General features: G+C 44.3%; 27 protein-coding genes and 1 tRNA gene. 4 read left to right on the top strand and 24 right to left on the bottom strand.

The features are described from left to right. Positions 1–91 precede the first annotated feature (91 nt). The 10 genes from R3P39_RS03650 to R3P39_RS03605 all read right to left on the bottom strand — a co-directional run bounded on the left by R3P39_RS03650 (position 92) and on the right by R3P39_RS03605 (position 8,761). A complete protein-coding gene (locus tag R3P39_RS03650; RefSeq protein ID WP_336565713.1) occupies positions 92–1,201 on the bottom strand; it encodes a flagellar basal body P-ring protein FlgI in 1,110 nt (369 codons plus the stop codon). A gap of 11 nt (positions 1,202–1,212) precedes the next feature. Continuing rightward, a complete protein-coding gene (flgH, locus tag R3P39_RS03645; RefSeq protein ID WP_336565711.1) occupies positions 1,213–1,896 on the bottom strand; it encodes a flagellar basal body L-ring protein FlgH in 684 nt (227 codons plus the stop codon). A gap of 12 nt (positions 1,897–1,908) precedes the next feature. Then, positions 1,909–2,697 carry a flagellar basal-body rod protein FlgG gene (gene flgG / locus R3P39_RS03640; RefSeq protein ID WP_336565709.1) on the bottom strand — a complete coding sequence of 263 codons (789 nt, stop codon included), beginning with the start codon at positions 2,695–2,697 and terminating at the stop codon, positions 1,909–1,911. A gap of 16 nt (positions 2,698–2,713) precedes the next feature. Beyond that, on the bottom strand, positions 2,714–3,478 hold the full coding sequence (locus R3P39_RS03635) for a flagellar basal body rod protein FlgF (protein WP_336565707.1): 765 nt from the start codon (positions 3,476–3,478) through the stop codon (positions 2,714–2,716). A gap of 124 nt (positions 3,479–3,602) precedes the next feature. Further along, complete coding sequence (flgE, locus tag R3P39_RS03630) at positions 3,603–4,967, bottom strand: flagellar hook protein FlgE (RefSeq protein WP_336565705.1); 1,365 nt, start codon at positions 4,965–4,967, stop codon at positions 3,603–3,605. Between the two features lie 34 nt (positions 4,968–5,001). Then, positions 5,002–5,688 (bottom strand): flagellar hook assembly protein FlgD, encoded by a 687-nt coding sequence (locus R3P39_RS03625; RefSeq protein ID WP_336565703.1) that lies wholly within the window; start codon positions 5,686–5,688, stop codon positions 5,002–5,004. A gap of 17 nt (positions 5,689–5,705) precedes the next feature. Beyond that, the gene (flgC, locus tag R3P39_RS03620; RefSeq protein ID WP_336565702.1) at positions 5,706–6,137 is read right to left on the bottom strand and encodes a flagellar basal body rod protein FlgC; all 432 of its coding nucleotides are present in this window, start codon (positions 6,135–6,137) and stop codon (positions 5,706–5,708) included. A 2-nt stretch (positions 6,138–6,139) separates the two neighbouring features. Then, the gene (gene flgB / locus R3P39_RS03615; protein WP_336565700.1) at positions 6,140–6,550 is read right to left on the bottom strand and encodes a flagellar basal body rod protein FlgB; all 411 of its coding nucleotides are present in this window, start codon (positions 6,548–6,550) and stop codon (positions 6,140–6,142) included. A 432-nt stretch (positions 6,551–6,982) separates the two neighbouring features. Beyond that, positions 6,983–7,813: a CheR family methyltransferase gene (locus R3P39_RS03610; protein ID WP_336565698.1), complete on the bottom strand. Its 831-nt coding sequence runs from the start codon at positions 7,811–7,813 to the stop codon at positions 6,983–6,985. Between the two features lie 15 nt (positions 7,814–7,828). Further along, positions 7,829–8,761 carry a chemotaxis protein CheV gene (locus tag R3P39_RS03605; RefSeq protein WP_336565696.1) on the bottom strand — a complete coding sequence of 311 codons (933 nt, stop codon included), beginning with the start codon at positions 8,759–8,761 and terminating at the stop codon, positions 7,829–7,831. Positions 8,762–8,901: 140 nt separating this feature from the next. Here R3P39_RS03605 and flgA point away from each other — a divergent pair, with 140 nt between their 5' ends. From flgA to R3P39_RS03590, 3 genes are all read left to right on the top strand, one after another. Further along, the gene (flgA, locus tag R3P39_RS03600; protein ID WP_336565694.1) at positions 8,902–9,609 is read left to right on the top strand and encodes a flagellar basal body P-ring formation chaperone FlgA; all 708 of its coding nucleotides are present in this window, start codon (positions 8,902–8,904) and stop codon (positions 9,607–9,609) included. A 72-nt stretch (positions 9,610–9,681) separates the two neighbouring features. Next, on the top strand, positions 9,682–10,005 hold the full coding sequence (gene flgM / locus R3P39_RS03595) for a flagellar biosynthesis anti-sigma factor FlgM (protein ID WP_336565693.1): 324 nt from the start codon (positions 9,682–9,684) through the stop codon (positions 10,003–10,005). Further along, positions 9,998–10,426, top strand: a complete 429-nt coding sequence (locus R3P39_RS03590) for a flagella synthesis protein FlgN (RefSeq protein ID WP_336565691.1) — start codon at positions 9,998–10,000, stop codon at positions 10,424–10,426. The genes flgM and R3P39_RS03590 overlap by 8 nt, the downstream gene beginning before the upstream one ends. Before the next feature lie 24 nt (positions 10,427–10,450). On the opposite strand, the gene R3P39_RS03585 is transcribed toward R3P39_RS03590, so the two are convergent. Next, positions 10,451–10,927: an LPP20 family lipoprotein gene (locus R3P39_RS03585; RefSeq protein WP_336565689.1), complete on the bottom strand. Its 477-nt coding sequence runs from the start codon at positions 10,925–10,927 to the stop codon at positions 10,451–10,453. Positions 10,928–11,114: 187 nt separating this feature from the next. Here R3P39_RS03585 and R3P39_RS03580 point away from each other — a divergent pair, with 187 nt between their 5' ends. Next, a complete protein-coding gene (locus tag R3P39_RS03580; RefSeq protein ID WP_336565687.1) occupies positions 11,115–12,311 on the top strand; it encodes a flagellar assembly protein T N-terminal domain-containing protein in 1,197 nt (398 codons plus the stop codon). A gap of 4 nt (positions 12,312–12,315) precedes the next feature. Here R3P39_RS03580 and R3P39_RS03575 read toward each other — a convergent pair. The 13 genes from R3P39_RS03575 to R3P39_RS03515 form a co-directional block, all read right to left on the bottom strand. Continuing rightward, positions 12,316–12,390: transfer RNA gene (locus tag R3P39_RS03575), tRNA-Arg, on the bottom strand. A 221-nt stretch (positions 12,391–12,611) separates the two neighbouring features. Then, entirely contained in the window at positions 12,612–13,253 is a 642-nt protein-coding gene (locus tag R3P39_RS03570; protein ID WP_336565686.1) for a FlgO family outer membrane protein, read from the bottom strand. Between the two features lie 10 nt (positions 13,254–13,263). Continuing rightward, complete coding sequence (locus R3P39_RS03565) at positions 13,264–13,920, bottom strand: FlgO family outer membrane protein (protein WP_336565684.1); 657 nt, start codon at positions 13,918–13,920, stop codon at positions 13,264–13,266. An 11-nt stretch (positions 13,921–13,931) separates the two neighbouring features. After that, entirely contained in the window at positions 13,932–14,516 is a 585-nt protein-coding gene (locus R3P39_RS03560; RefSeq protein ID WP_336565683.1) for a FlgO family outer membrane protein, read from the bottom strand. A gap of 51 nt (positions 14,517–14,567) precedes the next feature. Next, positions 14,568–15,173 (bottom strand): SPOR domain-containing protein, encoded by a 606-nt coding sequence (locus tag R3P39_RS03555; RefSeq protein WP_336565682.1) that lies wholly within the window; start codon positions 15,171–15,173, stop codon positions 14,568–14,570. After that, positions 15,145–18,063 (bottom strand): hypothetical protein, encoded by a 2,919-nt coding sequence (locus R3P39_RS03550; protein WP_336565681.1) that lies wholly within the window; start codon positions 18,061–18,063, stop codon positions 15,145–15,147. The genes R3P39_RS03555 and R3P39_RS03550 overlap by 29 nt, the downstream gene beginning before the upstream one ends. A 23-nt stretch (positions 18,064–18,086) precedes the next feature. Then, the gene (locus R3P39_RS03545) at positions 18,087–18,890 is read right to left on the bottom strand and encodes a fimbrial biogenesis chaperone (RefSeq protein ID WP_336565680.1); all 804 of its coding nucleotides are present in this window, start codon (positions 18,888–18,890) and stop codon (positions 18,087–18,089) included. A 2-nt stretch (positions 18,891–18,892) separates the two neighbouring features. Then, entirely contained in the window at positions 18,893–19,345 is a 453-nt protein-coding gene (locus R3P39_RS03540; RefSeq protein WP_336565679.1) for a DUF4402 domain-containing protein, read from the bottom strand. Between the two features lie 8 nt (positions 19,346–19,353). Further along, positions 19,354–19,935, bottom strand: coding sequence for a DUF4402 domain-containing protein (locus tag R3P39_RS03535; protein WP_336565678.1), 582 nt, complete (start codon positions 19,933–19,935; stop codon positions 19,354–19,356). Between the two features lie 80 nt (positions 19,936–20,015). Further along, positions 20,016–20,387, bottom strand: coding sequence for a hypothetical protein (locus R3P39_RS03530; protein WP_336565677.1), 372 nt, complete (start codon positions 20,385–20,387; stop codon positions 20,016–20,018). Positions 20,388–20,828: 441 nt separating this feature from the next. Further along, on the bottom strand, positions 20,829–21,662 hold the full coding sequence (locus tag R3P39_RS03525; RefSeq protein ID WP_336565676.1) for a thymidylate synthase: 834 nt from the start codon (positions 21,660–21,662) through the stop codon (positions 20,829–20,831). Between the two features lie 12 nt (positions 21,663–21,674). After that, positions 21,675–22,487, bottom strand: coding sequence for a prolipoprotein diacylglyceryl transferase (gene lgt, locus R3P39_RS03520; RefSeq protein ID WP_336565675.1), 813 nt, complete (start codon positions 22,485–22,487; stop codon positions 21,675–21,677). A gap of 9 nt (positions 22,488–22,496) precedes the next feature. Further along, positions 22,497–23,306: a sulfite exporter TauE/SafE family protein gene (locus R3P39_RS03515; protein ID WP_336565674.1), complete on the bottom strand. Its 810-nt coding sequence runs from the start codon at positions 23,304–23,306 to the stop codon at positions 22,497–22,499. Positions 23,307–23,308 lie beyond the last annotated feature (2 nt).

Here is a 23,308-nt window from a genome sequence, read left to right as displayed (position 1 = left end):
CTGTTGTAAACACATACTTAGATAATGCAAAAAACAGACCAAAAAAAAGCCCCACATTTGTGGGGCTAACTTATTGATTATAAAACAACCTTTATATGACGACTAATTGACCATTAATCGCGCCGGCTTCTTTTAAGGCTTCCAAAATCGCCATTAAATCGCCAGGGGCTGCGCCCACTTGGTTTATAGCGCGGACTAAATCGTCTAGGCTAACACCTGGGTCAAACACAAAGGCCCGTGAGTCATCTTGATCAACATCGATGATGCTTTGCTGTGTCACCACAGTCTCCCCTTCTGCCAAAGCATTGGGTTGCGCAACATTTTGTTGCTCAGCGATGGTTACTGTGAGGCCGCCATGAGTGATAGCTGCAGGCTGTAATTTCACATTTTTGCCGATCACAATGGTGCCGGTACGCGAGTTGACGATAATTTTGGCAGCGGTGTCTGCTGGTTTAAACTCTAAATTTTCTAAGGTGGATAAATACGCCACTCGCTGTGATGGGTCTCGTGGGGCAATTACCCTTACCGAAGCCGCATCCATTGGTTTCGCACTGTTTGGTCCGACTAAATCATTAATGGTGTCTGCTAAGCGCTTTGCTGTGGTGAAATCCGGGTTGTTGAGATTGAAAGTGATATAATCCCCTTGAGTAAACGGACTTTGTACCGCGCGTTCAACTGTAGCGCCATTGGCAACGCGGCCAACGGTTGGGGTGTTGATCACCACTCGGCTACCATCAGCCCCTTCAGCACCTAGGCCGCCGACAATTAAGCTGCCCTGAGCAATGGCATAGACATTACCGTCCACGCCTTTTAAAAACGTCTGTAACAAGGTACCGCCACGCAAACTTCCGGCACTGCCTATAGAAGACACAGTAACATCAATGGTTTGGCCCGGTTTTACAAACGGAGGTAAATCCGCATGCACAGCAACGGCTGCCACATTTTTAATTTTTGGCTTTAAATTAGCCGGCATCGAAATACCAAAGCTATTTAACATTGCTTTGAAGCTTTGCTCGGTAAAGCGGGTTTGCTCGCCGGTGCCCGGTAAGCCTACAACTAAGCCATAACCTACCAACTGGTTTGAACGCACGCCTTCAACCATACTAACATCTTTAACTCGCTCTGCTTTACTGCCAAAAGAAATCACAGTCAGAGCGAACAGCGCTGAACTTAACAGTAGTTTTGCTATCGACTTATTCATTTGTTACACCCTTAAAATGGCATTATCGCGCTCATAAAGAAGCTCGTTAACCAACCAGCACTTTGCACTTCTTGCTGATCGCCTTTGCCTGAATATTGAATTCGAGCATTAGCAACACGGTTAGACTCTACGGTATTATCCGCTTTGACATCCTGAGGCCGCACCAGCCCCTCTAAACGAATAAACTCCTCGCCAGAATTCAAGGTCAGCCACTTCTCACCACGGATCACTAGGTTGCCGTTAGGTAAAACACGCGTCACATTGACAGAAATATTACCAAATAGGCTATTAGACTGATTAGCTTGTGAGTCTCCTTCAAAAGAAGAGGCCGAGCCCGATGAAAACTGAATCGCCTCACTGCCAATATTAATGGCATTTCCCCCCAAGCCTATTAAAGGATCCACTGACACTTCACTGTCTTTTTCCAGCGTGGAGTTTGCCGCCTTGGTCGCTTGCGTGGTTTCTCTTAACACCACCGTAATAATATCTCCTACCCGCAACGCTTTTTTATCGGCGTATAGATCATTGGAAAACTGGGTATTAAACAATGAACCCGTAGCGACCATTTGCGACTGTGTTTCTTCTGGGTAGATAGGTGCATAATAAGGATCATCACGCACCACATGTTTATTCTGTGTTGTGCTACAGCCACTGAGTGCTGCAACGGTTGCGATGGCTAAATATAATGCACGCATACTACCCCCTAATTAAAGCTGCTGATTAATATAACTAAGCATCTGATCCACCGATGAGATGACTTTCGAGTTCATTTCATAAACCCGTTGCGTTTCAATCAGATTAACCAGCTCTTCGGTGACATTCACGTTGGACGTTTCTAATGCCCCTTGAACAATTTTTCCTAGCCCCTCAACGCTGGGGTTGCCTTGCACTGGCGCACCACTTACCGCGGTTTCGGTGTACAAGTTCTGGCCGATGGGTTCTAAACCCGATGGATTAATAAAGTCGCTGATCACCAGCTGACCAATGACCACGTTTTCAGCTTGGCCGTTAACCCGCACAGACACCTCACCATCTTGTGAGACGGTAATGGATTGAGCATCATCTGGCACATTCATTTCTGGCTGCAATGGGAAACCCGCACCAGAGGTCACGACTCGCCCTTCCTCGTCAGTGGTAAACTGACCATTTCGGGAGTACGCCGTGGTGCCGTCAGGCATTTGGATTTCAAAAAAGCCCGGGCCTTGGATCATCCAATCTAGAGAATTTTCAGTGCTGAGCATGTTGCCTTGAGAAAAGTTTTTCTGGTTGGCAACCACTTTGGCACCAGCGCCTAGCATCAAGCCTGAAGGCAGTTCAGTATCTTGAGAGCTGCGCCCGCCTGGCTGGTTGATGTTTTGATATAAAAGATCTTCGAAAATAGCACGGCTTTTCTTATAGCCCACCGTACTGGCGTTTGCCAAGTTATTCGAAATCACCGAAATATCGGTTTGTTGGGCATCTAAGCCGGTTTTACTTATCCACAGTGCAGGATTCATAACTCTTACCTCACGCTTATACTATGCGTAGGAGCGAAGTGTGTCGCTCGTCTATTTCTTCAGCTGTTTTCATCAGCTTAATTTGCATTTCAAATTGTCTCTGATGGTTGATCATATCCACCATCTCGTGAACTGGATTAACATTGGACATTTCTAAGAAGCCACTCTGGACTTTGGCAGTGGGTGATATTTCACAAAAACCACAAATGCCGTCTTCAAGTTTGTCTTCTTTTGGTCTAAACAGGCCATCGTTGCCTTTCGCCAGTTTGCTGTTATCTGCTTCAATGACCTTGAGCCTATCCACCACTTCCAAAAAGTTGGCAGGGGCGCCTTGGGGCCTTACTTGAATTGAGCCATCGTCACTAAACACCACTTTATCTACTGGAATAGGAAGAACGATAGGACCGCCTTCGCCAATTAGTTGACGGCCATGACTGGTGACCAAAGCGCCATCATTACGGATGTTGAGCGTGCCTACCTTGGTGTAAGCTTCTTCACCACTGGCGTCCACCACACTGAGCCAAGACTTATCATCCACAGCAATATCGAGCTCACGGCCGGTTTCTACGATAGCGCCACCGGTCATATTGGTGCCAGGGCGTTCTTGCATAGCAAACACTCGAGTCGGTAACCCTTCACCAAACGCTTGCATTGAGCGGGCTTGCGCAAAATCGGCTTTGAAGCCAGTCGTATTGGCATTAGCAAGGTTATTCGCTTTTAATGCCACTCCGCGTAAGCTTTGCTTCGCGCCTGACATGGCGATATATACCATTTTATCCATAACGATGACCCTTAAAATTCTAACTTGTATTGGTTATTGCAAGCTTAGTGCCAAGTTATGAGTGATGTTTTTGACAGGGATAAAAAAGGCTGCGACGAGCGCAGCCTTTGGAGGGCATAATAGTTTATCGGATCTGCAGAATGTTCTGCTGTAGCGTTGAGTTAACCTCTAAGGCACGGGAGTTGGCCTGAAAGTTACGCTGTGCACTGATAAGGTCCACCAACTCATTGGTTAAATTAACATTAGATTGCTCTAAGGCGGATGAGTTTATTGCACCAAGCGTTCCCGAGCCAGGTTCACCGGCAATGGGTTCTCCCGATGTTAAGCTTTTCTTCCAAGAGGTGTTACCTGCCTGCTGCAATCCTTGTGAATTGGGAAACCTGACCATGGCTACTTGACCCAAGAAAGACTGATCACCATTACTGTATGAAGCCACAATCTTACCATCACCACCGATATCGATACCTGACAACCTACCTACTGTGGCACCATCTTGCTCAAGCGCTTTGGTCTCGTACTTACTTGCATATTGTGTTGGTAGTTTACCCGTTGTATTCGACTCATCACGCCAATTCAAGGTTACATCGCTTGGAAAGCTAGCACCATTTCCAAGCAAGTCAGATAAGCCAGCACCACCACCTGCACCACTTGGCAATGTTAACTCATTAAAGGTACTGCCCGTATTTGGGTTGCCATCTGTCGTAGAAGGAATACCAGCGGAATCAAATACAAAGGTTGTAATTGGTGTGTATGGAGTAGTGGTTTGTTCCTGACCACTTAAATCAAAAGGTTTTTGATCTAAGGTTGCAAACACCTGCCACTCGTTGTCAACATTCGGTGCAATGCCATCTGTTTTCTTAAAAAACAACTGCATCGTATGGGGCTGACCCAATGAGTCGTATACCGTTGTCGAAGTGGAGTGGTTATAAGTCGCACTTTCCTCTGGGTCAAAAGCTAGCGGTTTGTGAACCTCTCTAGAATCTAGGTTGAAAGAAGAGTAGACATTAGTTGTTGCTCTTGGTGAGCCTGATGAGTCAGGGATCTGAATAGCACTGGCGGTGCTAAGACTGACCGACTCATTGTCGCCTGTACTCTCATCCACAGGGAAGCCTTGTAAAAAGTTACCCTGGGCATCAACAATGAAGTTATCTTTGTTTAACTTAAATGCTCCTGCTCGAGTAAAAGCATAATCTTGAGAGCCAAACTCTTCAGACATTGCGAAGTAGCCTTCACCCGTAATAGCTAAATCCAGCGAGTTTTGTGTGAACTTAAGAGACCCCTGGTGAAATTGCTGCGCTACCATTGTAGTTTGAGCGCCATCACCGTTTTTAGTCTTGCCTGAACTAAATACAGATGCTGCATAAACGTCAGCAAATTCAGCTCGAGACTCTTTAAAGCCTGTTGTATTCACGTTAGCGATGTTGTTCGCCGTCACATCTAAGTCTTTTTGCGCGGCTGACAAACCTGTAAGTGCAATATTAAAACTCATTTCGTCACCTCTTTGTTAAGGTTAATTCTTTAAATTAAGCTATTTCAGCTATATCAGTTAAGCGCACCGCGCCTTCTTTCGTATTAATTACAATGCCATTTGCACCGTTGACATTAACACTATCGATATTTCTAAACGTTGCAGATGGGAAGTTAGTGTATTGACCATTCATCATCCCCTCAGCTTTAATTTCGTAATCACCGTCCGGCATCAGTTCACCATCTTGGTTTTTACCATCCCACTCAAACTTAACTGCACCTGCAGCCTGTGGACCCATTTCTAGTTTTCTTACCAAGGCTCCGGATTGGTCATAAATACCAATATTAAGTTCTTCAACAGGCTGCTCGACTATAACTGAACCTTTTGACAAAGCATCATCGCCGTGTTCAAGCATGTTTGACTCAAGCAATGCTTTTTTGCCAATTAATGTAGACGCTTGCAGTGCTGAGTTAGAAGTCATTGACGCGCTTAACGATTCAAATTTCGTATTTAACTTCGAAATACCTTCTGCCATGGTGAAGTTGGTCATTTGCGCGATCATCTGATCATTGTCAGCAGGCTTGCTTGGATCTTGATAAGACAGCTGCTGAGTAAGCAATGAGAAGAAATCTTCCTGCGTTAAGGTGTCTCGGTTTTTTTGTTCCTCTGTGGTGCGATTTTCTTTATTCCACCGCAGAGAATCCATGTACGACGAAGTAGCGGAATTTACATCATTACTCATCAGCTGTTACTCCCAATCTAGCGCTGACCAAGCTGCAGGGTTTTGCTCAACATTTGCTTCGCTGCATCTGCAACCTGAACATTGGTTTGGTATGAGCGAGAGGCTGAAATCATATTTGCCATCTCCTCTACCACATTCACATTCGGTTTATAAATGTAGCCATTTGCATCAGCGCTAGGATGGTTGGGGCTGTACTCAATCTGAAGCGGCTTATCGCTTTCAACCACACCTAACACCTTAACTCCAACGGACGATCCCATGGCATTGTTTTGGGATGTTGAAGCTTTAGAAAGTTCAGCTGCAAATACCGCATGCCTAGCGCGATACACTCCCTCTTGGCTGGAGCTTATCGAGTTGGCATTCGAAATGTTACTCGCAGTGGTGTTCAGGCGCACATTTTGGGCACTCATGCCCGAGCCAGAAATATCAAAAACGTTGTAAAGACTCATAATTATGCTCCTTGACCACCCAGTGCCTTTTTAAGGCCGCTGAACTTACCAGATAAAAATTGCAAACTGGCTTGGTACTCTAATGCATTCTGTGTATACAAGTTCCGTTCCACTTGTATATCCACTGAGTTGCCATCACCTGTATCTGCTTGATTTGGCGAGCGATATAGTTCATTTGCGTTGGTCATTTTAGTGCCACCACTGAGATGCTTAGCATCGGTTCTAACCATATCATTGCCGCTTCTTTGCCCCGCTTTTGCCGCTTTTAAGGCACCTGCGAAGTCAATATCTTTTGCTTTGTATCCTGGAGTGTCCGCATTTGCGATATTACTCGCTAACATTTCCGCACGTTGCGAGCGGATCAGCATGGTATGCTGATGAACACCCAGTGCTTTATCGAAACTTATAGCCATAGTTAAACTCCAAAAATTTGACTCACAGTGATTAAGCAATCTTTAGGCCAAAATATAAATTTATTTTTTCCTTTTTATTTCAATGAGTAATATTACTTTAAAGGCGAGATGTATATCTATTTGAGGCTAATTCATTAAACTTATGCTCACTCAGAATCACAGTGAATAGAGCAAAAAAGTAAAGGTTAAAGTAAGTGTTGATGGTCAGTTTATTACTAAAAATTAGCACCAAACGGTTTACTATGGTGAGAAAAAGTTATTTTCAGAAGTAGTATCGCAAGGCTAAGCAAGACAAGGTTCGGCAACAGCAACTCAATGGCAACGGCAAAGGCAAGGCAAAGGCAAAGGCAAAACAATGAATAAGTCGAAAGGTAGAAATCTAGCTTGCAACAGTGTTTTGAGACACTGTTGCAAAACTTAATGGCAGAGTGACTATTTTTTCTGGTAAATAATACCTGGGTTACAGCGGATCATAGTGAAGTCATCACTCAATCCAGCCATTGACTCAGAGGCACCTAAAAACAAATAGCCATTAGGATTGAGTGACTGTGCAAATTGCGCAATGATTTTTGCTTTGACTTCTGGGGAAAAATAAATCAGTACATTACGGCAAAAGATGACATCAAACTTGCCCATCAAAGCATAAGAGTCCAACAAGTTAAGGTGTCTAAAGCTCACCATTTTTCGAATTGGCTCCACCACTTTGGCCATACCGTTACCGCTGTCGGTAAAAAACTTTTTGCGCCGCTCTGGAGACAATCCACGCGCCAACGCCAAAGCGTCATATTCAGCGTTTTTACACATATCAAGCATGGTATTAGAAATGTCAGTACCCACTATCTGCACGCCCATCTTGAGGGCGCCAGGCGACTTACTAACGTATTCATTAGCTGACATGGCAATGGAATACGGCTCTTGTCCTGACGAACTTGCCGCCGACCAAATTTTCACTGGCCTTCTTAAGTCTTTGAACTCCGGCAGGATGCGATTTTTCAGTAACTCAAACGGATAAGTATCTCTAAACCATAAGGTTTCATTGGTGGTCATAGCATCAACCACCGCGGCACGAAGTTGCCGTTCATGGGGGCTAAGTGTTTTAGCAACTAACGATGACAAAGACTCAACATTGAAGCGCGCCATCAGTGGAGCTAACCGACTTTTAACCAAGTACAATTTGTTGTCGCCCAGTACGATCCCACACTGCTGCTCCAGAAAGGTTCGAAATTGATCGTACTCTTTTTGCTCTAAATGCTTATTTTCCAAGTGCTACCACCAGCTTTAATCACAATGAACCCATTTCTTAACCGCTGCGGCTAATTCATCGGGGTTAAACTTAGCAATAAAATCATCTGCGCCTACTTTTTCAATCATAGCCTGATTGAATACTCCACTTAACGAAGTATGTAAAATAACATGAAGTGGCGCTAACTTTGGATCCGCCTTGATCTCAGCCGTTAAGGTATAGCCATCCATTTCCGGCATTTCAACATCCGATATCAGCAAGCCTACGCGCTCGGTGACATTATTTTGACAGTCCATGTCGGCAATTTCTCTAAGCCTGATCAGCGCTTCTTTACCGTTTTTAGCCAACTCGGTTTGCACTCCTAACGGTTCTAATGCACGTTTGACTTGGTTTCGCGCTACTGCCGAGTCATCAGCAATAAACACAATACGCTCACCCAAATCTTTTTGCATCTCGCCATCAGAGACAATTCCTGCACTGACCTCAGTGTCTATAGGACAAATTTCGTTTAAGATCTTTTCTACGTCAAGGATCTCGACTAATTCATCTTCAATTTCTGTTACTGCGGTTAGGTAAGAATAACGACCAGCCCCCGATGGTGGCGGCATTATTTTCTCCCAGTTCATATTGACAATACGCTCGACAGCACTCACTAGAAACCCTTGAACTGAGCGGTTATATTCGGCGATGACAATAAAACAATTGCGAATATCTTGGATAGGAGGCCCACCTACCGCCAGCGACATATCAATCACAGAAATAGTTTGACCACGAATGTGAGCCACACCACGGATTAGCGGATTAGACTTTGGCATGCTGGTCAGGGCAGGACATTGCAGCACTTCTCTGACCTTAAAGACATTAATACCGAAGCGTTGTCGACCTTGAAGCCGAAAAAGTAATAGCTCGAGTCGGTTTTGCCCAACCAGCTGGGTACGTTGGTTCACCGAATCTAAAACACCTGCCATTTCAATCTCCTACTGAATAAACCGCTAATCGGAACGATCTTTGCTTCGACTCTGATATGGTTAAACACCCTTGATTAGGTGCAGTTATTAAAGCAGAATCTTTATACCTTGTTTCACCCCATAAGCATAGTCGAAACATCATGAGTTTGTTAAAAAAAACCTATTACAATCAATTTTTTTGTTTGTTCGCTTATTTTATAGGCATAGGCTATGCCCATTGTCAGCAATATGACAACAACATGTTGGAGCAAGCTGCCATTGATTTTATTACTCCTCAAATCGAACAAAACCCTGATAGCAAGCTCTCGGTTACCACCATACCGCTGGATGACCGCATCCCGACCCGAGAGTGTCAACAGCCATTAGAGCGCGCTACGGCCATGACTCCCCCTTTTAATACTCAGGTTACCGTACAATTACGCTGCAACGATTTAGTCAGCTGGACGCAATACGTCCATGTCCGGATCGACCGCCTATTCCCAGTATTAGTTAGTGCCAACATGCTCGAAAAAGGCAGTATCATTACGGCTGAAGACATCAAAAAAGAGTATCAACCCAAACGTTTTCGTCGAGTTTCATATATAGAAGAAGCAAAGCTCATTATTGGCAGCCGCAGTAAACGCAACATTCGTGAGGGGCAAGCCTTCACCCAGCGTCATATTTGTATGGTATGCAAAGGTGATGGCGTGACTATTTTTGCCAAATCCGGAGGTTTGGTCATAAAAACAGCCGGTGAAGCACTGCAAGACGGCAATAAAGGGGATTTAGTTCGGGTAAAAAATGCTCGCTCTGGCAAGACCTTACGTGCTAGAGTTATCGATGTAGAAACTGTTGAGGTGAATTTATAAAAAATTTGCTAAAGTAATGCTTACGCAAGCCGATAAAGTGGCTGAGAGTATAATAGTATTGGGTCTACAATCATGGTTAATCAAGTTAACGGTCAAAATCAATCTACATCCGTTGCTAACAATGTTAAGCAACAAAAAGCCGAGTTACAACGTAACGAAGCCAATGCCACCAATAATAAAGCACCTGCAGTACCTAAAGCGGCTGCGGATTCAGTGAGCCTAACACCACAGGCACAACAGTTGAAGTCTGTAAATGATAAGGCGCAACAGTCTTCCGGTTTTGACGATAAAAAAGTCGCAGAGCTGAAAAAAGCCATTGCCGAAGGCAAGTACCAGATTGATGCCGATAAACTGGCAAAAAACATAGCAGCATTTGAGTTCGAGATTTATGGATGATACGGTTCGGCTTTGCCACCACAAACTATCGCAACAAATTAGTGCACTTGAAGCTTTGACCCAGCTTCTAGTGGACGAGCTTGAGGCACTCGCCTCTCGCCGCGGTGATAGCTTAAAAGATATCGCTCGGGAAAAACTCTCACACATCACAAAACTACAACAACTCGACAAAGAACTCGCTCAAGTCGATGTTGAACTGTTCAAAAACGAAGAACTAACGCCCCTAGTAGATCAAGTTAAATCCCTGCTAAATGATTGTAAGCGCAAAAATGAAGTTAACGCCAAAGCGGCTCACCATGCCAATGTTAGCACCAGAGAGCTGAAAGAAATCTTGATAGGTGTGCCTGCGTCAGTGACTTATGGTGAAGACGGCAGCGTGAAAAGCAGTGATAATAAGCTAGTTAAGAACTTGAAAGCCTAAACTAGGCTTTCAATGTGTTAGCTGTTATTTGATGCTGTAGCGGATCTTTTTTATTTTCTTTGGCTTAGTTTGCGCTATATAAAGGTCGTACACTCTTTTCATATCCAGCTCTAATTCCGTGGCATAGGTATCACCGACTGAGTAGCTTTTGAGCACTTTCGCGCCTCTGATAAGGCCATTAACTTGACTCTTTAAGCCATCATTTTGCGCAATGGCCCCTTTTACCGTGGTTGTTGCAGTCAGCTTCTGTCCATACAGTTGCTCCGCTAATTCACGATACGCTTCAAGCTTAGAAACCTTGATTGCCATCAACTGTTTCTCGCCATCCGTCGCTCCCGGTTGTGCACTTAACGGCGCATAACCCACGGCTTTGAGTACCGGATAGCTATCAGGTTTTATTGTTTCGTACTCGATGTGTTTGTCTGCAATACTGGCACAGCCGTTAAGCCAGGCGAATGTGGTGACCAAAAGCAGTACGTAACGTGATTTAAATACCCTCATCCTAACCATCTCCACTACAATCAATAAATACAATACCAGTCCGCATTACGCCTTGTTCGCCTCGAGTAGGCCACTTGTTAAGCGAACTGGTATAAGAGTTCACTTAGTTGATATATGCACGAATCCTGCCAAAATTTGGCACAGGTATTGCTGATATTAAGGTAGTTAATGAATTAGGTTGCTCAAAATGAACAAGCATATTGTACTAAGCTTATCACTCATCAGTTTATCTTACGCCAGTGGCGCTAGCGCGGAGTGGTTTGAAGTAACAGGTATTGCTGACATCAAAAGTGGTGATCAGCAAAAAGCCAAACGTAAGGCTGTCAACGATGCCATTACCCAGGCTCTGTTATTTTCTGGCGCCAATGTCAGCAGTGTACAAACCGTCACCGATGGTGTGCTGACTCAGGATGAATTAAAGATACGCTCCAACGCCCAAGTGCAAAGCGCCAATGTGGTGTCGGAGTCACGGGTAGGTGATAGCTGGCACGTCACCTTACACATTGATATTATGCCACAGGATCAGCAGTGCCCTATCAGCGCCTACAATAAACAAATCGCCATCACCCAAAGTCAATTAAAGAACAAACACCAAGCAACCTTGGGTCAAATCTTTGACATACACAAGGTGGTGAGTAAAAAGCTCTATCAAACCATGAATAGCCAAAGCACCAGCTTAGAGCCAGTGCCCTACTTCGCACAAACCATCAATGTTGAACGCTTTTTTAGCCAGCGTTTTGATTATAACGAACGTTTAATTGAAACCGTTACCGCCAATACCAATAGCCAATATGTCTTGCTTTCCCAGATCAGCGATATTTCCAGTGTGGATAAGCTTAACAGTGACTTTGCATTTTGGCAGAGCGATAAGTTTTTGCGTAGCTTTAAAATCGACTTTGCCCTTTTTGATGCCTTATCGCACGAACGTGTGTGGCAAAAGCAATACGCCACACAAGGCGTTTGGCCATTTAAAAAGACCAAGCTAATAGACGTGTACAGCGAACGTTTCTGGCGCACAGATTATGCCGACGAAATCCAGTTAACACTCGAACAAGTCACCATAGACTTAAATGCCGCCGTGGCTTGCTTGGCAACGAACGGTAAAATTCTGCACGTTGACGGCGATCAAGTGATTATTAACCTTGGCCGTATGCATGGACTGGAAAATGGCCAAGTACTGAATATCGCGCACAGCAGCCCAGTTACCAACGCACGCGGCAAGCAGTACATGCGCCAAATCAAGACCATTAATAAGGTTCGAGTTACACAAGTTAACGCCCAAAATGCAGTGGCGGTGAACATAAGTAAACGCCCACTCAACAACGTACAAATAAACGACTTAGTAGAAATTCAGGTAGAGCAAGAGGAGGATTTTGCTCTTTGAAGAATGGCGTCCCCAGTAGGAATCGAACCTACATCGAAGCCTTAGGAGGGCCTAGTTTTATCCATTAAACTATGGGGACATCCACTTAGCAGCTTTATAACGTTCCGTATTGATACTTGCGCCATTTGCGGGAGCCACTGTTACACTCAAGTTTCTTACCGCAAACAGTCAATTCATTTAAGGAATCGTTATTAGCTTCTAGTATACTGATTACTATCACTTTTTGAAGCTTTTCTTTAGGGAATGGTGAGCTTTTTGTCAGTCCAAAAGGGAACTAAAGCTCACTCAGCGCGGTTAGGGTTATCTCGATGCCGTTGCTTGGCCATCTAAGATAAAGTAGGGAATAGTCACCGCCGTAGTCGCTACCACGAGGTTGCTATCAAACTCCAACAGTCGAGCATTCACTTCGACTCCGCGAGCGCGGTAAATCATGGTACCTGTTAGTACATGGCTTGGTGCTTGAGCTACCTTTAGGCGGCTGGCTTTACGAGAAAAATTCAGGTCGCCACTGGGCGTCACCTCAATTTTTCCTAACGCTTTAAAATCCAGTGCTTGGTAGCCCAACTTTTGCATTTGATGCATTAACGACTCTGCCAGCTGGTTCCCCAACTGATTGGTTTGTCGTAATGACTCATTAAAGTTTACAAAGCTGGCAACCGCAATCGCTTCTGGCTGCTGTCCTAATATAGTATCAGATAGCTCTAGCGCAATTTGGCTGGCATAATTTGCCACCTGCTTACGATGGCGATAGCTTACGAACCCCATGTCCTGGGTCATTGCCGACTGCTCATCCAATGCTTGCTGTTCTTGTGCGGCCATCATGGCGTACAAGGCATCAATATCAGATTGCTCTTTGCTGTCTCCTTGCTGAGCTTGCTGTTCGGTCATTTCACAGCCACCTAACAGAGCTAACGTGGTGGCGAACAGAACTGCGTTTTTCATGTCTCTGCTCCTAATTCGCTTGCTCAAGCAAAATACCGTCATAGGCCGCACCATCTTCTAAGGCGTTTACGATATTCTGTGGTAAAAAGCCTTGCGCGGTACCGACCACGCTCTTACTGCGCAGACCAACTATACGGGCGTTTACCATTACACCACCTTGATGGTTAACCAAGGTACCACCTAAGACATATAAAAATGGGTGGTCGTCTGATAACTCAAGGAAGTCTCGACTAAATACGAAATCCCCTTCTGGGGTCACTCGGATGTAATCCGTGGTTTTGAAATCCACAACTGGAATACCAAAGGTATGCAATTCGTGAATAAAACTCTCTGCTAATTGATTGCCCAATAACGACGCTTGATTAAAATCTTTATCCAAAAAAACAAAACTGGTAACGGCAATGGGCGTTTTTTCATTCACGTGTTTTATGTTGGCCACCATGTCTTGCATAATGCTTTGGACATAATGGGTAACGTTTTTGCCCGCCATTTGCTGACTAATCGAAAACTGTTTCATTCCGCTGGGGTTGCTTTGAAACATGGAATCCTTTGCAAAGCCATTTCTCGACTGCTGTTCAGGCGCCCCCTCTACAGCGAAAAAGCTCCCTTGGGCACAACCGACCATCAATGTAAGCGGTAAAATGACACTAACTAAATTTTTAAACATTGCCTGCTCCACTAATATTGGCTTCGGATCAACTGGCCATCACGGTGAGTGACATTTTGCGTCCCCCACATGACCGACTTTGGAATGCTGACTGCTGCTGCAGAAACGGCTTTATTGTGTAAGGTACCAACTAGTCTGGCATTAACCAGATAGGCATCTTGAGTTTCTACAATCGTCCCTACTACTACCAAGTCAATTTTCTGGCGTTGAACCACGTTAGCTAACTCTCTTGTTAGCATGTTATCGGCAGCATCTTGTAAAGATAAAGACTCAGACAGACGATATTCCACAACATCGGCTCCCATTTGAGTGAGGTGAGTAATTAATGACTCTTGCAGTGCCACACTCAACCCTGCCCCTTGCCCTGTTGTCACTTGCTGCAATGCGTCCGCTTTGAAAAAGCTCGTCACGGCAACCGTGGAGTTGGGTTTATATGGCCTCACATGCTGTCCCAGTGATTGCGCCAGCTGCGCACCATAACTCTCAATATTAGGAAGGGTGTTTGCATCTACTGTGTTATTGCTGGTTGAGGTCGTGCTGGTGTTGCTACACGCAACCATAAATAAGACTGTAAACCAAATTAGAAATTTCATCATACCAAGCCTATTGTTACCTTGGCTTGATCCAATGCAAAAGTCACACCATAGTTATAGCTTATGGCTGGTATAGTGGCTAACTAGGCAATTTAATCCAATATTTTTCAACTTTTGACAACCTTTAAATGCCGCTGCTTTATCTTGAAATGCACCGAGTTTCAGCCGGTAATAATCCGTATTTTTGATTCTTACCTGCTCAATGTTAACTTCACTATGCTGAAACTGTGCGGGAAGTTTCTTTTTTAGCTTTTTATAAGTGTGCTTTGCTTTTGTATAGTTAGTCGTAGAAGCCAGTTGAATTGCAAACTCAGGTTTTAACGTTTGTGTTCCCTGGCCCGGTTTAGTGTTTTGCCCATTATTATCTATCACCTTACTACTACCGTCTTGTGCTAGAACTAGGGTTTCAGTAAGTTGCTCAGCAATAATATCTAAGTCTTGCTGAACCTCTTCAAAGCGCGCGACTTGTTGCTTGACCTCTTTAAGTTGTGCCACCTCTTTTTGTAATTCCGCAACCTGAGAATTCAACAGAGCTAATTGTTTTTTTATTTCTAGGGGCTTAAGCTGGGCTTTTTCTGCCGTTGCTTCACAGCCAACTAATCCAATCGTCACCATGGCAATAGCAAGCCTACTAACTCGTTTCATTGTTATCCTTTCCATAAATAGTGAGTGATTCTAGATTGCACACAACATTGAATGGTGCCAATGCTTGGCAAACCTTTGCCGCTCGGCCTTGTTTTGCATGTGCAAGAATAAGTAAGTATTCATTTTCATCATGCTTTTTCGCGTATTTAAATCCAGAGGCTAAGATGTTGGGGTAACGCTGTGCTAAAATCGCAGCATAAACTTTGAGGATCCGCATTGTTTTAAAGCGGCCAGCTATTGCGTACTCCTGCTCATACTTTTGCAATGCTTTTAGCTCATGATTGACATCTAACAGCACATCCCCTTTGGCACTTAACTCTACTTGGATTTCCTCAACGCTTGCCAGCCCAAGTTTTTCTGTGTCTGAAACAGCCACTTTGTATGTGCCAGGCTTTAAGCCTAAGAAATAATAAAAGCCATCATATGCGGTTTTCGTTTTTGCTACTTCATTTCCTTGACTGTCATAAAGACTGACATTGGTAAAGCTCAGCTCTTTACGTTTACCTCCCGCAGAAGACTCAACGATCCCCTCTACTTCAGATGAGTTTACAAATGGAACTTCTGCGTACTCTACGTAGCCGGGGCGAGGAGTAAAAGAAAAGCCTTCAGAAGCTGGCACCAAAAAGGGTTCTGGAATACTGTCTGGCTCAACCACAATGTCCGTTTTTTTATAATTGACCATAGAAGGGAGCAAAGCGATGCCGCTTGCGTCGGTTTTGGCTCTGGCATAATTTTGTCGAGCCTTGACCACAACCCCTTTCAGCGGCTTTTCACCTTGATCTTGATAGCCGTTATTGTTGTCATCTATGAAAGCTTTTACCATCAGCGAACCAGCTCTAGTTAAGCGTTTAGAGGTAATAAAAACATCACTGAGACTTTGTGATGTGCCAATGCTCAATTGACTGGATAGGCTGATATTCCACTCATCGTTACTGTCATGTTTAACGTCACTAAAAAGCCTAAAATCATCGTGGTTCCAACTGAGCCCCATTTTGTTGTAACGATATGGTTGCTGATAATTACTAAAGTGAGTGAAACTGATATCGACATCATCAGTGAGCTGTTTACTAATTTCAGCCTGCAAAGAGCTGAACTCAGCCTTAGGCTGCATTTCATAGCGAGCAGTAAAACGGCTATATATTCCAAAAAGCCTTCTTTGCCAGCGGAAGTAGCCACCTACATCAGAGTTATTACCATCGATTTGCTGCCAAGTGAGCTGATTACTAAATCGCCCCCATTGATTTCCTAAACTCACGAGCGATTGCAAGCTCTGGCGATCCGCCTGTTGTTCATTTTGCAAAGCATTATATTCAAAACGATAAGCAATTTTAGGCATATTAGCCAGTGAAACCCCTCCTAGCACTCTTAGATTAATACGGTTAGAGTTATCACTTTCTTCTCTGTCACGCCTTGTTTCATATCTTGAGCTGATTTGTTGACCCCAAAGCTTACTTCTCATGTTGAATGCCAGATAATCTTCCTGTTCGCCGTGGTTTAAGTCGACATCTAACAACACACTCTTATTCACATTGGCGCTCAATCCTGCAGTCAGCGCCTTCTCATTGTTAAGAGTATTTTTACCCTTGATGTGCTGATAGCCTGCATATACCGCAAAGTCTTCTGTAAAACCATAATCATAGCGCCCATTTAGCTGCCAACTAGCACCTTGCGAGGAATACAGTTCATCACCAACTACTGACTTTCCTACTTCAGTAACAGATACCTCATAGAACCCTTGGCCTTTTCTTATCGCATTTTTTTGCGCGTAGTAAGTTTTTGTCTCTTTGACAACCTGACCTTGACCTCCGTACATGACCAGCTCAAAAACATTCTCTCCATATAATAGATCAATGTTTTCAAACTCATACCGCCCTACTTCAATGTTGTTTTGTTGCGCGATTAACAAGCCATTACGATATAACTCGACATCCCAGCCCACTTGTACGGGGCCTGAAATCAATATCCGTTGCTGATTACTGGGGCGGGTAAGCGGTTTGTCGGTGATCCTGACACCACGGCCTTGCTGTGCAAATACATTGGCACCGACTTGTGTAGCTTGAACGTCTCCTAATGAAACCTGTGTGACGGTGCCAAAAGGTAACTTTTTACCATCCGGATAGGCTTGATCTAAGGTGATTTTGGTGTGCTCAAGTAGCGCTTCTTTGCGGCCAGAAAGAAAGTAACTAGCTTGCCAGTTAAGTACATCTTGAGTACCCAGAACAGAATAGGAAACATCATTATCATGGTTGTCAGCTGAAACACGAAGCTGAGCATCTAATACCGGACGGCCTAACGTTTTATATGGACTCGGCTTCCAGGGCAAAGTTGCTTCTGACTGTCGTTGTGAGTTAATCACTTCTCTTGCTTGACGTTGTTGTTGCTTTTCTATAGCTAAGGGAGTTTTGCTTACAACATTAACCGATAGGTCTTGTGTATTACTCAGTAGTCGCACATCAAATAAGGTGTTCACCAAGACATCAGAGATATACGCTTCATCACCTTTTATTTGCAATTCATCTGAAGTAAGTGTGGCTTCTATGCCTTTCACCTCAACAGTTTTTGTTGCTAGATCAAGTGAGAAGGTATTTTCAGGCTTAAAAAACCAACCCTCATAGCGATGTTCTGCTTGCTGATGAATAGCAAACCCCAGCGCTGAAAATAAGCTTTTGAGCTCTACTTTAACGCCTCTTTCAGCACTTAAGGCTATTATTTCGCCAAGATACAAACGATCCTTATATGCGGATAGAAATAACTCTGTTCCCACTCTGATCCGCTGTTGTTGAGGACCAGAATGGCGCATTTGCAGTTTTTCTTTTACTCTTTGAATACGCTGCAAGAGCTCTTGCAGCGACGGTTGTGATGTTGCTTCACTTGGCATGGCACAGAGCAATATGATCAGCGCCAAAATAATAGTTCGTTTCGCGTCCACTATTTAGATAGTTTTACCGTGTCATTTATAAAAGTCTGACCTTGATACTCTTCATCGCCGAGGTATTTGATGGTCAGCGTACCAGGAGGTTCTATCGCAAGGTGTTTAGGAATATCCAAAGCCACAGCTCGCTGATTAAGTTCTGGGTACACTGAAAACTTACTCAACGTACTGACAAGTTGTGCTGTAACAGACCCATCAGCTTGCCAAAACGCTTCTAAGCGGCCAAAGCTACTATACTTGCCTAGTCGGTTTAACACCAACTCGATACGCTGGCCACCTTGCTCGGTGTTAACAAGGTCAACGTTTTCCAGTGACACTGTCGGCTTCTCAGAGCCCACTCGAAACAGCACTGGAATGGAATAACTCATAATAAGGTTGATCTTTATCCCACCCTCTGAGCTTGCTGAAGCTTGCTTTTTACTTGCCGAAGGTAGAGCGCTAAACAGTAAGTGTGAACGATACTCACCTTCAGCCATGTTTGCTCTTTTTCGTAATGCCAGCTTGACCACTTGCCGCTCCCCAGGCCCTAAGATTACCTGCTTGGGTGACATTCTAAGATAAGAGCTTGCAGCCATGAGGTTGCTTTTTGGGTTAGCAAAGTTACTGTATCCACCCGTTTTTAACGCTAGCTTTTCCTGAAATGACATTCGATAGGTTTTGCTTTCATCACTATTATTTATCAAGGTTACTTTGGTGACCCGCTGCCTATCATCAAACGCAATTCGTGTTGGCGTAATAAGTAGACTGGCGTGACTTTGGAAACAAACAAGCAGTAGCAAACAAACGGCAATAATTTTCATTGTTAATAGTTTATGTTGATTGAAATTGTGACGGTATTAGTTCCATCCGTGATAGTGCTTCCTTGGCCTTCGAAGTACAAGGTGCCACCTACCTTAAAAGCGGCACTTCCTACACTGTCTGTATATATGGTGTCAGGGTGCTCAAGTTGCCTTAGCCACAGAGCCTGCTGAGCAATGCCATTGTCACCACGAAACTCTACGGGCGCAGACACGAAGTCAATTGCCAACTGAGTAGACGCAGGAAAATCAGATAAATATACCTCGGCCGGGTGCCCTGGAGAAACAACCAATATGCTACCAGAGGCTTTTACTCCTGTGGACTGACTGACAATAAGCGAACCGTTTTGGTAATAATCCGAAATCGCGATAGTACCAAAGCTTAACTCTGGGTCGATCACAATATTGGCCGCTGATACCATAGCAGGCAGAAGCAGCAGCCAAGTTAGATTTCGCATAGAGCCAATTAATAATCTAGAGTGATTTCTAAATCCGCTTCATATTCACCATCTTCATAGTTTTCTGTAGCGGCGTTGGTCGATAAGGTAGCCCCCATATTGAAGCTGGCATTGCCTTCATTGTCCACCTTAAACTTGTTGTCAGTCACTCTCCCTACGGTTCCACCGCTGGTTACATGATAGGAAAAATCACTTAACGTAAAGCTTGGACCACTGCCTGCAATTGGTTTCACGTCTACGTTGGTTGGATTAGTTATCGTCAGTTCTTGATTGGGTGCAGCCTCAGAAACATCAAAGCTCGCAGGCGACCCAGCTGTTATAACGTTAATAGTAGCGGTACCACCAGTTGGATTGGTTGGTGCTTGAGGCCCAGCTTCTGGATCTGGTGAAACCACAAGGGAGGCTGTATCTGTATCGTGGCTTTGTGCTCTAATCATGCCAAAATCAAGTGGAGCAGAACTGGTTACTGAGAACAGATTTTTTACTTTCACCATTGCTTTAAATTGCGCGTCTTTAGCATCAACAGCGGGAGAAGTTAACATTGCTGCAAGTACGGAAGTAGCCAGGAGAGGTTTTAAAAATAATTTCATTGAAGTTCCTTTATAAATATACCGTCGAAAAATACCATTTAGTATTGACAATTAAGTTATCGGCCTCGGCGCCTGAAACTTTAAGTCTTTTTTAGTAAAAGTTTTTTACAATCAACGCTTTGAATGGAGAAAAACTGACAGTATATTGCCGCTTCTTTAACTGAGTTGAGTCCATTCAAAACTACCCACTGAATATTTCTAACCTCTTGTATTTGAATATAAGAGTCAGTGAAAACACTAGGGAATCTGCGCTTGAGCGCATTTAAAAGCTTTTTATGCTTATCGAAGCGCCGCTGAGACGCTAAGCTGGTTGTCATGGGAAACAGCTTTACCTGCAAACCTGAGACAATTTCGTTTTCTCTATTAAAGGCTTTATGAACGCGTACTTTTTTATTTTGCTGAGGCAATTGATGGATATCTTTAACATCCACTTGCTGTTCTAGTAAAGCCAATAGTTGCGTTAAGTCTTGTTCTAACTCGCTTAACTTCTCTAAGTCGGTTAGTTGCTTTTGACTCAACACGGGTTGTTTTGGTGTACCACTACAGGCAGCTAAAAGCAAACTCAACACAATGGCACAAAAAGCTCGGATAAACACTCACTGTAATAATCTTAATCCCTAATTTATTCAATATTTTACACACGGCGCATTGAATTTCAAATTATTTGCGATGAAATTATTCTATTATTCTCAATGTGTTAGTGACGCTGTCAGGGTGACAATTATACTTTGATATAAAAACAGTCAGGTGGTGAGTAGTTACTCTATTGATAATCAGCGCCAATAAAGCTAACACCCAGCGGTTGGTTGTGACGGCAATGTTATGAGGCCAACTTAAGTTGGCCTTTAATAAATTTGTAGAAATGTGTTATTTGCCAATTTAATTACAGCAAATTAAATCGCCACTGGCGCTTTAATATGTGGGTGACACTGATAGTCCACTAACTCGAAGTCGTCAAAGGTAAAGCCAAAGATGTCTTTTACCTCAGGATTAATCTTCATGGTCGGCTTAGCAAAGGGCTCTCGTGATAGCTGCTCCTCAACCTGCTCCATGTGGTTAAGATAAAGGTGAGCATCACCAAAAGTATGCACAAAGTCACCTAGCTCTAAATCACACACCTGCGCAATCATCATAGTCAATAGTGCGTAGCTGGCAATGTTAAATGGCACCCCAAGGAAAATATCAGCACTGCGTTGATACAACTGACAAGAAAGCTTGCCATCTAACACATAAAACTGAAACAAAGTATGGCACGGCGGCAAGGCTTGCTTGCCCATGGCGGCATTTTCTTTGGGTGAATACTGGGTATCTGGCAGTAATGCTGGGTTCCAAGCACTGACAATTAAACGCCGTGAGTCAGGATTGGTTTTAATTTGCTCCACCACGTCTTTGATTTGATCAATGACTTCACCGTTTGGTCCTTCCCAAGAGCGCCACTGACTGCCATATACTGGCCCTAAATCGCCTTCTTCCGTGGCCCAACCATCCCAAATACTCACGCCATTGTCTTTTAAGTACTGGATATTAGTGTCACCTTTTAAAAACCACAGCAGCTCATGAATAATTGAGCGTAAGTGGCATTTTTTGGTGGTGACCAGCGGGAAACCTTGTTGCAGATTAAAGCGCATTTGGTAGCCAAACACGCTAATCGTCCCGGTGCCTGTGCGGTCTTCTTTTTTCGTGCCATGATCTCGCACATAGCGCATTAACTCTAAATATTGCTTCATAATCGTTACTCTTTAATTCTTAACTTGCCCTGCATTGCCCTGAGTCGCTTCGCGTTTGTAGGCCCACACCATCAACATAATTCCGGCAATCACCATCGGCAGGGATAAAATCTGGCCTTGGGAAATAACGCCACCATACAAGCCAATATGGGCATCCGGCTCACGGAAGTACTCAATAGCAAAGCGGAAAACACCGTAGCCTGCCAAAAATAGCCCAGCCACACTGCCAGCTGGACGAGGCTTGTTGCGGAACCACACCAGCATAATAAATAGCACTAGGCCTTCAAAAAACGCTTCGTAAAGCTGTGATGGGTGACGCGGCAACGGGCCACCACTTGGAAAGACAAAGGCCCACGGCACGTCCGTCACTCGGCCCCATAACTCACCATTAATAAAGTTGCCAATGCGTCCGGCAAATAAACCAACCGGCACCATAGGGACAACAAAATCGCCTACCGCTAAAATCGAACGCTTATTTTTTAGGGCATAAAACACAATGGCAGCAATCACCCCTAACGCACCACCATGGAAAGACATACCGCCCTGATCCACTCTAAATAGGTAAAGTGGATTTTCTAAGAAGTGGGAAAATTGATAAAACAACACGTAACCAATACGGCCGCCAAGGATAACCCCTAGCATGCAGTAGAACACCAAATCGCCGACTTGGTCTTTATTCCAACCTGAGTTGGTTTTTTTCGCTTCTTTACCTGCCCACCACATGGCAAACACAAAGCCAATTAAATACATCAAGCCGTACCAACGCACGCTCAGTGGCCCGATAGAAAAAATCACAGGATCTATCTGTGGAAACTGCAAAGCCATAGCCTTTCCTTAATTAATTAACATGTTGCCGGCAATCACGACCAATAGCGCGGCAAATACTTTTTTTATCGTTGCAACCGGCAAATGGTGCGTTGCTTTTGCACCAACTGGCGCCATAAACCATGAAGTTGCCACAATCCCTACCAGCGCTGGTAGGTAAACAAAACCTAAAAAACCATGCTCAATATCAACGTGGCGACTGCCTGAAGCAATATAGCCAATCGAGCCAAAAATGGCGATGATAATTCCGCTTGCCGAAGCGCAGCCAATGGCTTTTTTCATATCTAATGAGAAAAAGGTTAATAAAGGCACTATCAGCGCCCCACCACCAATGCCAATCATCGCCGATAATGCCCCTGTCACTGAGGTTAAGATGGCAAGCACAGGTCCAGATGGCATTACTCGAGTGGTTTTAGGCGGGCGACGTGAGCTCCATGCCATTTTAAGCGCTATGCCAATGACACTAATCACAAAGATGAGGCGCACAAGTTTTTCCGGTAACAAGACTGCCGCAAACCCACTGCCAAGGGCACCAACAGCAACGCCAAGCATCACCCAAGGCGCTACTTGCCAAGGCACATTACTGTTTTTATGGTGGGCTTTTGCCGAGGACGTGGACGTAAAGATGATTGAAGCCAACGAGGTGGCCACTGCGACGATCACCACCTTTTCTGGTGGGATGATTTCAAACTGCGTTAAAATAACCGACAAAATAGGGACAATTAACAGTCCACCACCTATGCCCAATAAGCCAGCCAAAAAGCCAACCGCGCAACCTAATAACGCGCAAAGTACAACGATGAGTAAAATGGTTTCCATCA

Source organism: Pseudoalteromonas sp. UG3-2, assembly GCF_037120705.1.
GTDB lineage: Bacteria > Pseudomonadota > Gammaproteobacteria > Enterobacterales > Alteromonadaceae > Pseudoalteromonas.
This window is presented reverse-complemented; position numbering and strand designations above follow the sequence as displayed.

Excerpts from the sequence above, each read along its gene's own strand:
- flgG (WP_336565709.1), bottom strand. The coding sequence starts at position 2,697 with ATGAATCCTGCACTGTGGATAAGTAAAACCGGCTTAGATGCCCAACAA.
- R3P39_RS03650 (WP_336565713.1), bottom strand. The coding sequence starts at position 1,201 with ATGAATAAGTCGATAGCAAAACTACTGTTAAGTTCAGCGCTGTTCGCT.
- flgA (WP_336565694.1), top strand. The coding sequence starts at position 8,902 with ATGAGTTTGTTAAAAAAAACCTATTACAATCAATTTTTTTGTTTGTTC.
- R3P39_RS03605 (WP_336565696.1), bottom strand. The coding sequence starts at position 8,761 with ATGGCAGGTGTTTTAGATTCGGTGAACCAACGTACCCAGCTGGTTGGG.
- R3P39_RS03525 (WP_336565676.1), bottom strand. The coding sequence starts at position 21,662 with ATGAAGCAATATTTAGAGTTAATGCGCTATGTGCGAGATCATGGCACG.
- R3P39_RS03580 (WP_336565687.1), top strand. The coding sequence starts at position 11,115 with ATGAACAAGCATATTGTACTAAGCTTATCACTCATCAGTTTATCTTAC.
- R3P39_RS03585 (WP_336565689.1), bottom strand. The coding sequence starts at position 10,927 with ATGAGGGTATTTAAATCACGTTACGTACTGCTTTTGGTCACCACATTC.
- flgM (WP_336565693.1), top strand. The coding sequence starts at position 9,682 with ATGGTTAATCAAGTTAACGGTCAAAATCAATCTACATCCGTTGCTAAC.
- flgB (WP_336565700.1), bottom strand. The coding sequence starts at position 6,550 with ATGGCTATAAGTTTCGATAAAGCACTGGGTGTTCATCAGCATACCATG.
- lgt (WP_336565675.1), bottom strand. The coding sequence starts at position 22,487 with ATGGCTTTGCAGTTTCCACAGATAGATCCTGTGATTTTTTCTATCGGG.
- R3P39_RS03625 (WP_336565703.1), bottom strand. The coding sequence starts at position 5,688 with ATGAGTAATGATGTAAATTCCGCTACTTCGTCGTACATGGATTCTCTG.
- R3P39_RS03635 (WP_336565707.1), bottom strand. The coding sequence starts at position 3,478 with ATGGATAAAATGGTATATATCGCCATGTCAGGCGCGAAGCAAAGCTTA.
- R3P39_RS03590 (WP_336565691.1), top strand. The coding sequence starts at position 9,998 with ATGGATGATACGGTTCGGCTTTGCCACCACAAACTATCGCAACAAATT.
- R3P39_RS03560 (WP_336565683.1), bottom strand. The coding sequence starts at position 14,516 with ATGATGAAATTTCTAATTTGGTTTACAGTCTTATTTATGGTTGCGTGT.
- flgH (WP_336565711.1), bottom strand. The coding sequence starts at position 1,896 with ATGCGTGCATTATATTTAGCCATCGCAACCGTTGCAGCACTCAGTGGC.
- R3P39_RS03565 (WP_336565684.1), bottom strand. The coding sequence starts at position 13,920 with ATGTTTAAAAATTTAGTTAGTGTCATTTTACCGCTTACATTGATGGTC.
- R3P39_RS03545 (WP_336565680.1), bottom strand. The coding sequence starts at position 18,890 with ATGAAAATTATTGCCGTTTGTTTGCTACTGCTTGTTTGTTTCCAAAGT.
- flgE (WP_336565705.1), bottom strand. The coding sequence starts at position 4,967 with ATGAGTTTTAATATTGCACTTACAGGTTTGTCAGCCGCGCAAAAAGAC.
- R3P39_RS03515 (WP_336565674.1), bottom strand. The coding sequence starts at position 23,306 with ATGGAAACCATTTTACTCATCGTTGTACTTTGCGCGTTATTAGGTTGC.
- R3P39_RS03535 (WP_336565678.1), bottom strand. The coding sequence starts at position 19,935 with ATGAAATTATTTTTAAAACCTCTCCTGGCTACTTCCGTACTTGCAGCA.
- R3P39_RS03570 (WP_336565686.1), bottom strand. The coding sequence starts at position 13,253 with ATGAAAAACGCAGTTCTGTTCGCCACCACGTTAGCTCTGTTAGGTGGC.
- R3P39_RS03555 (WP_336565682.1), bottom strand. The coding sequence starts at position 15,173 with ATGGAAAGGATAACAATGAAACGAGTTAGTAGGCTTGCTATTGCCATG.
- flgC (WP_336565702.1), bottom strand. The coding sequence starts at position 6,137 with ATGAGTCTTTACAACGTTTTTGATATTTCTGGCTCGGGCATGAGTGCC.
- R3P39_RS03540 (WP_336565679.1), bottom strand. The coding sequence starts at position 19,345 with ATGCGAAATCTAACTTGGCTGCTGCTTCTGCCTGCTATGGTATCAGCG.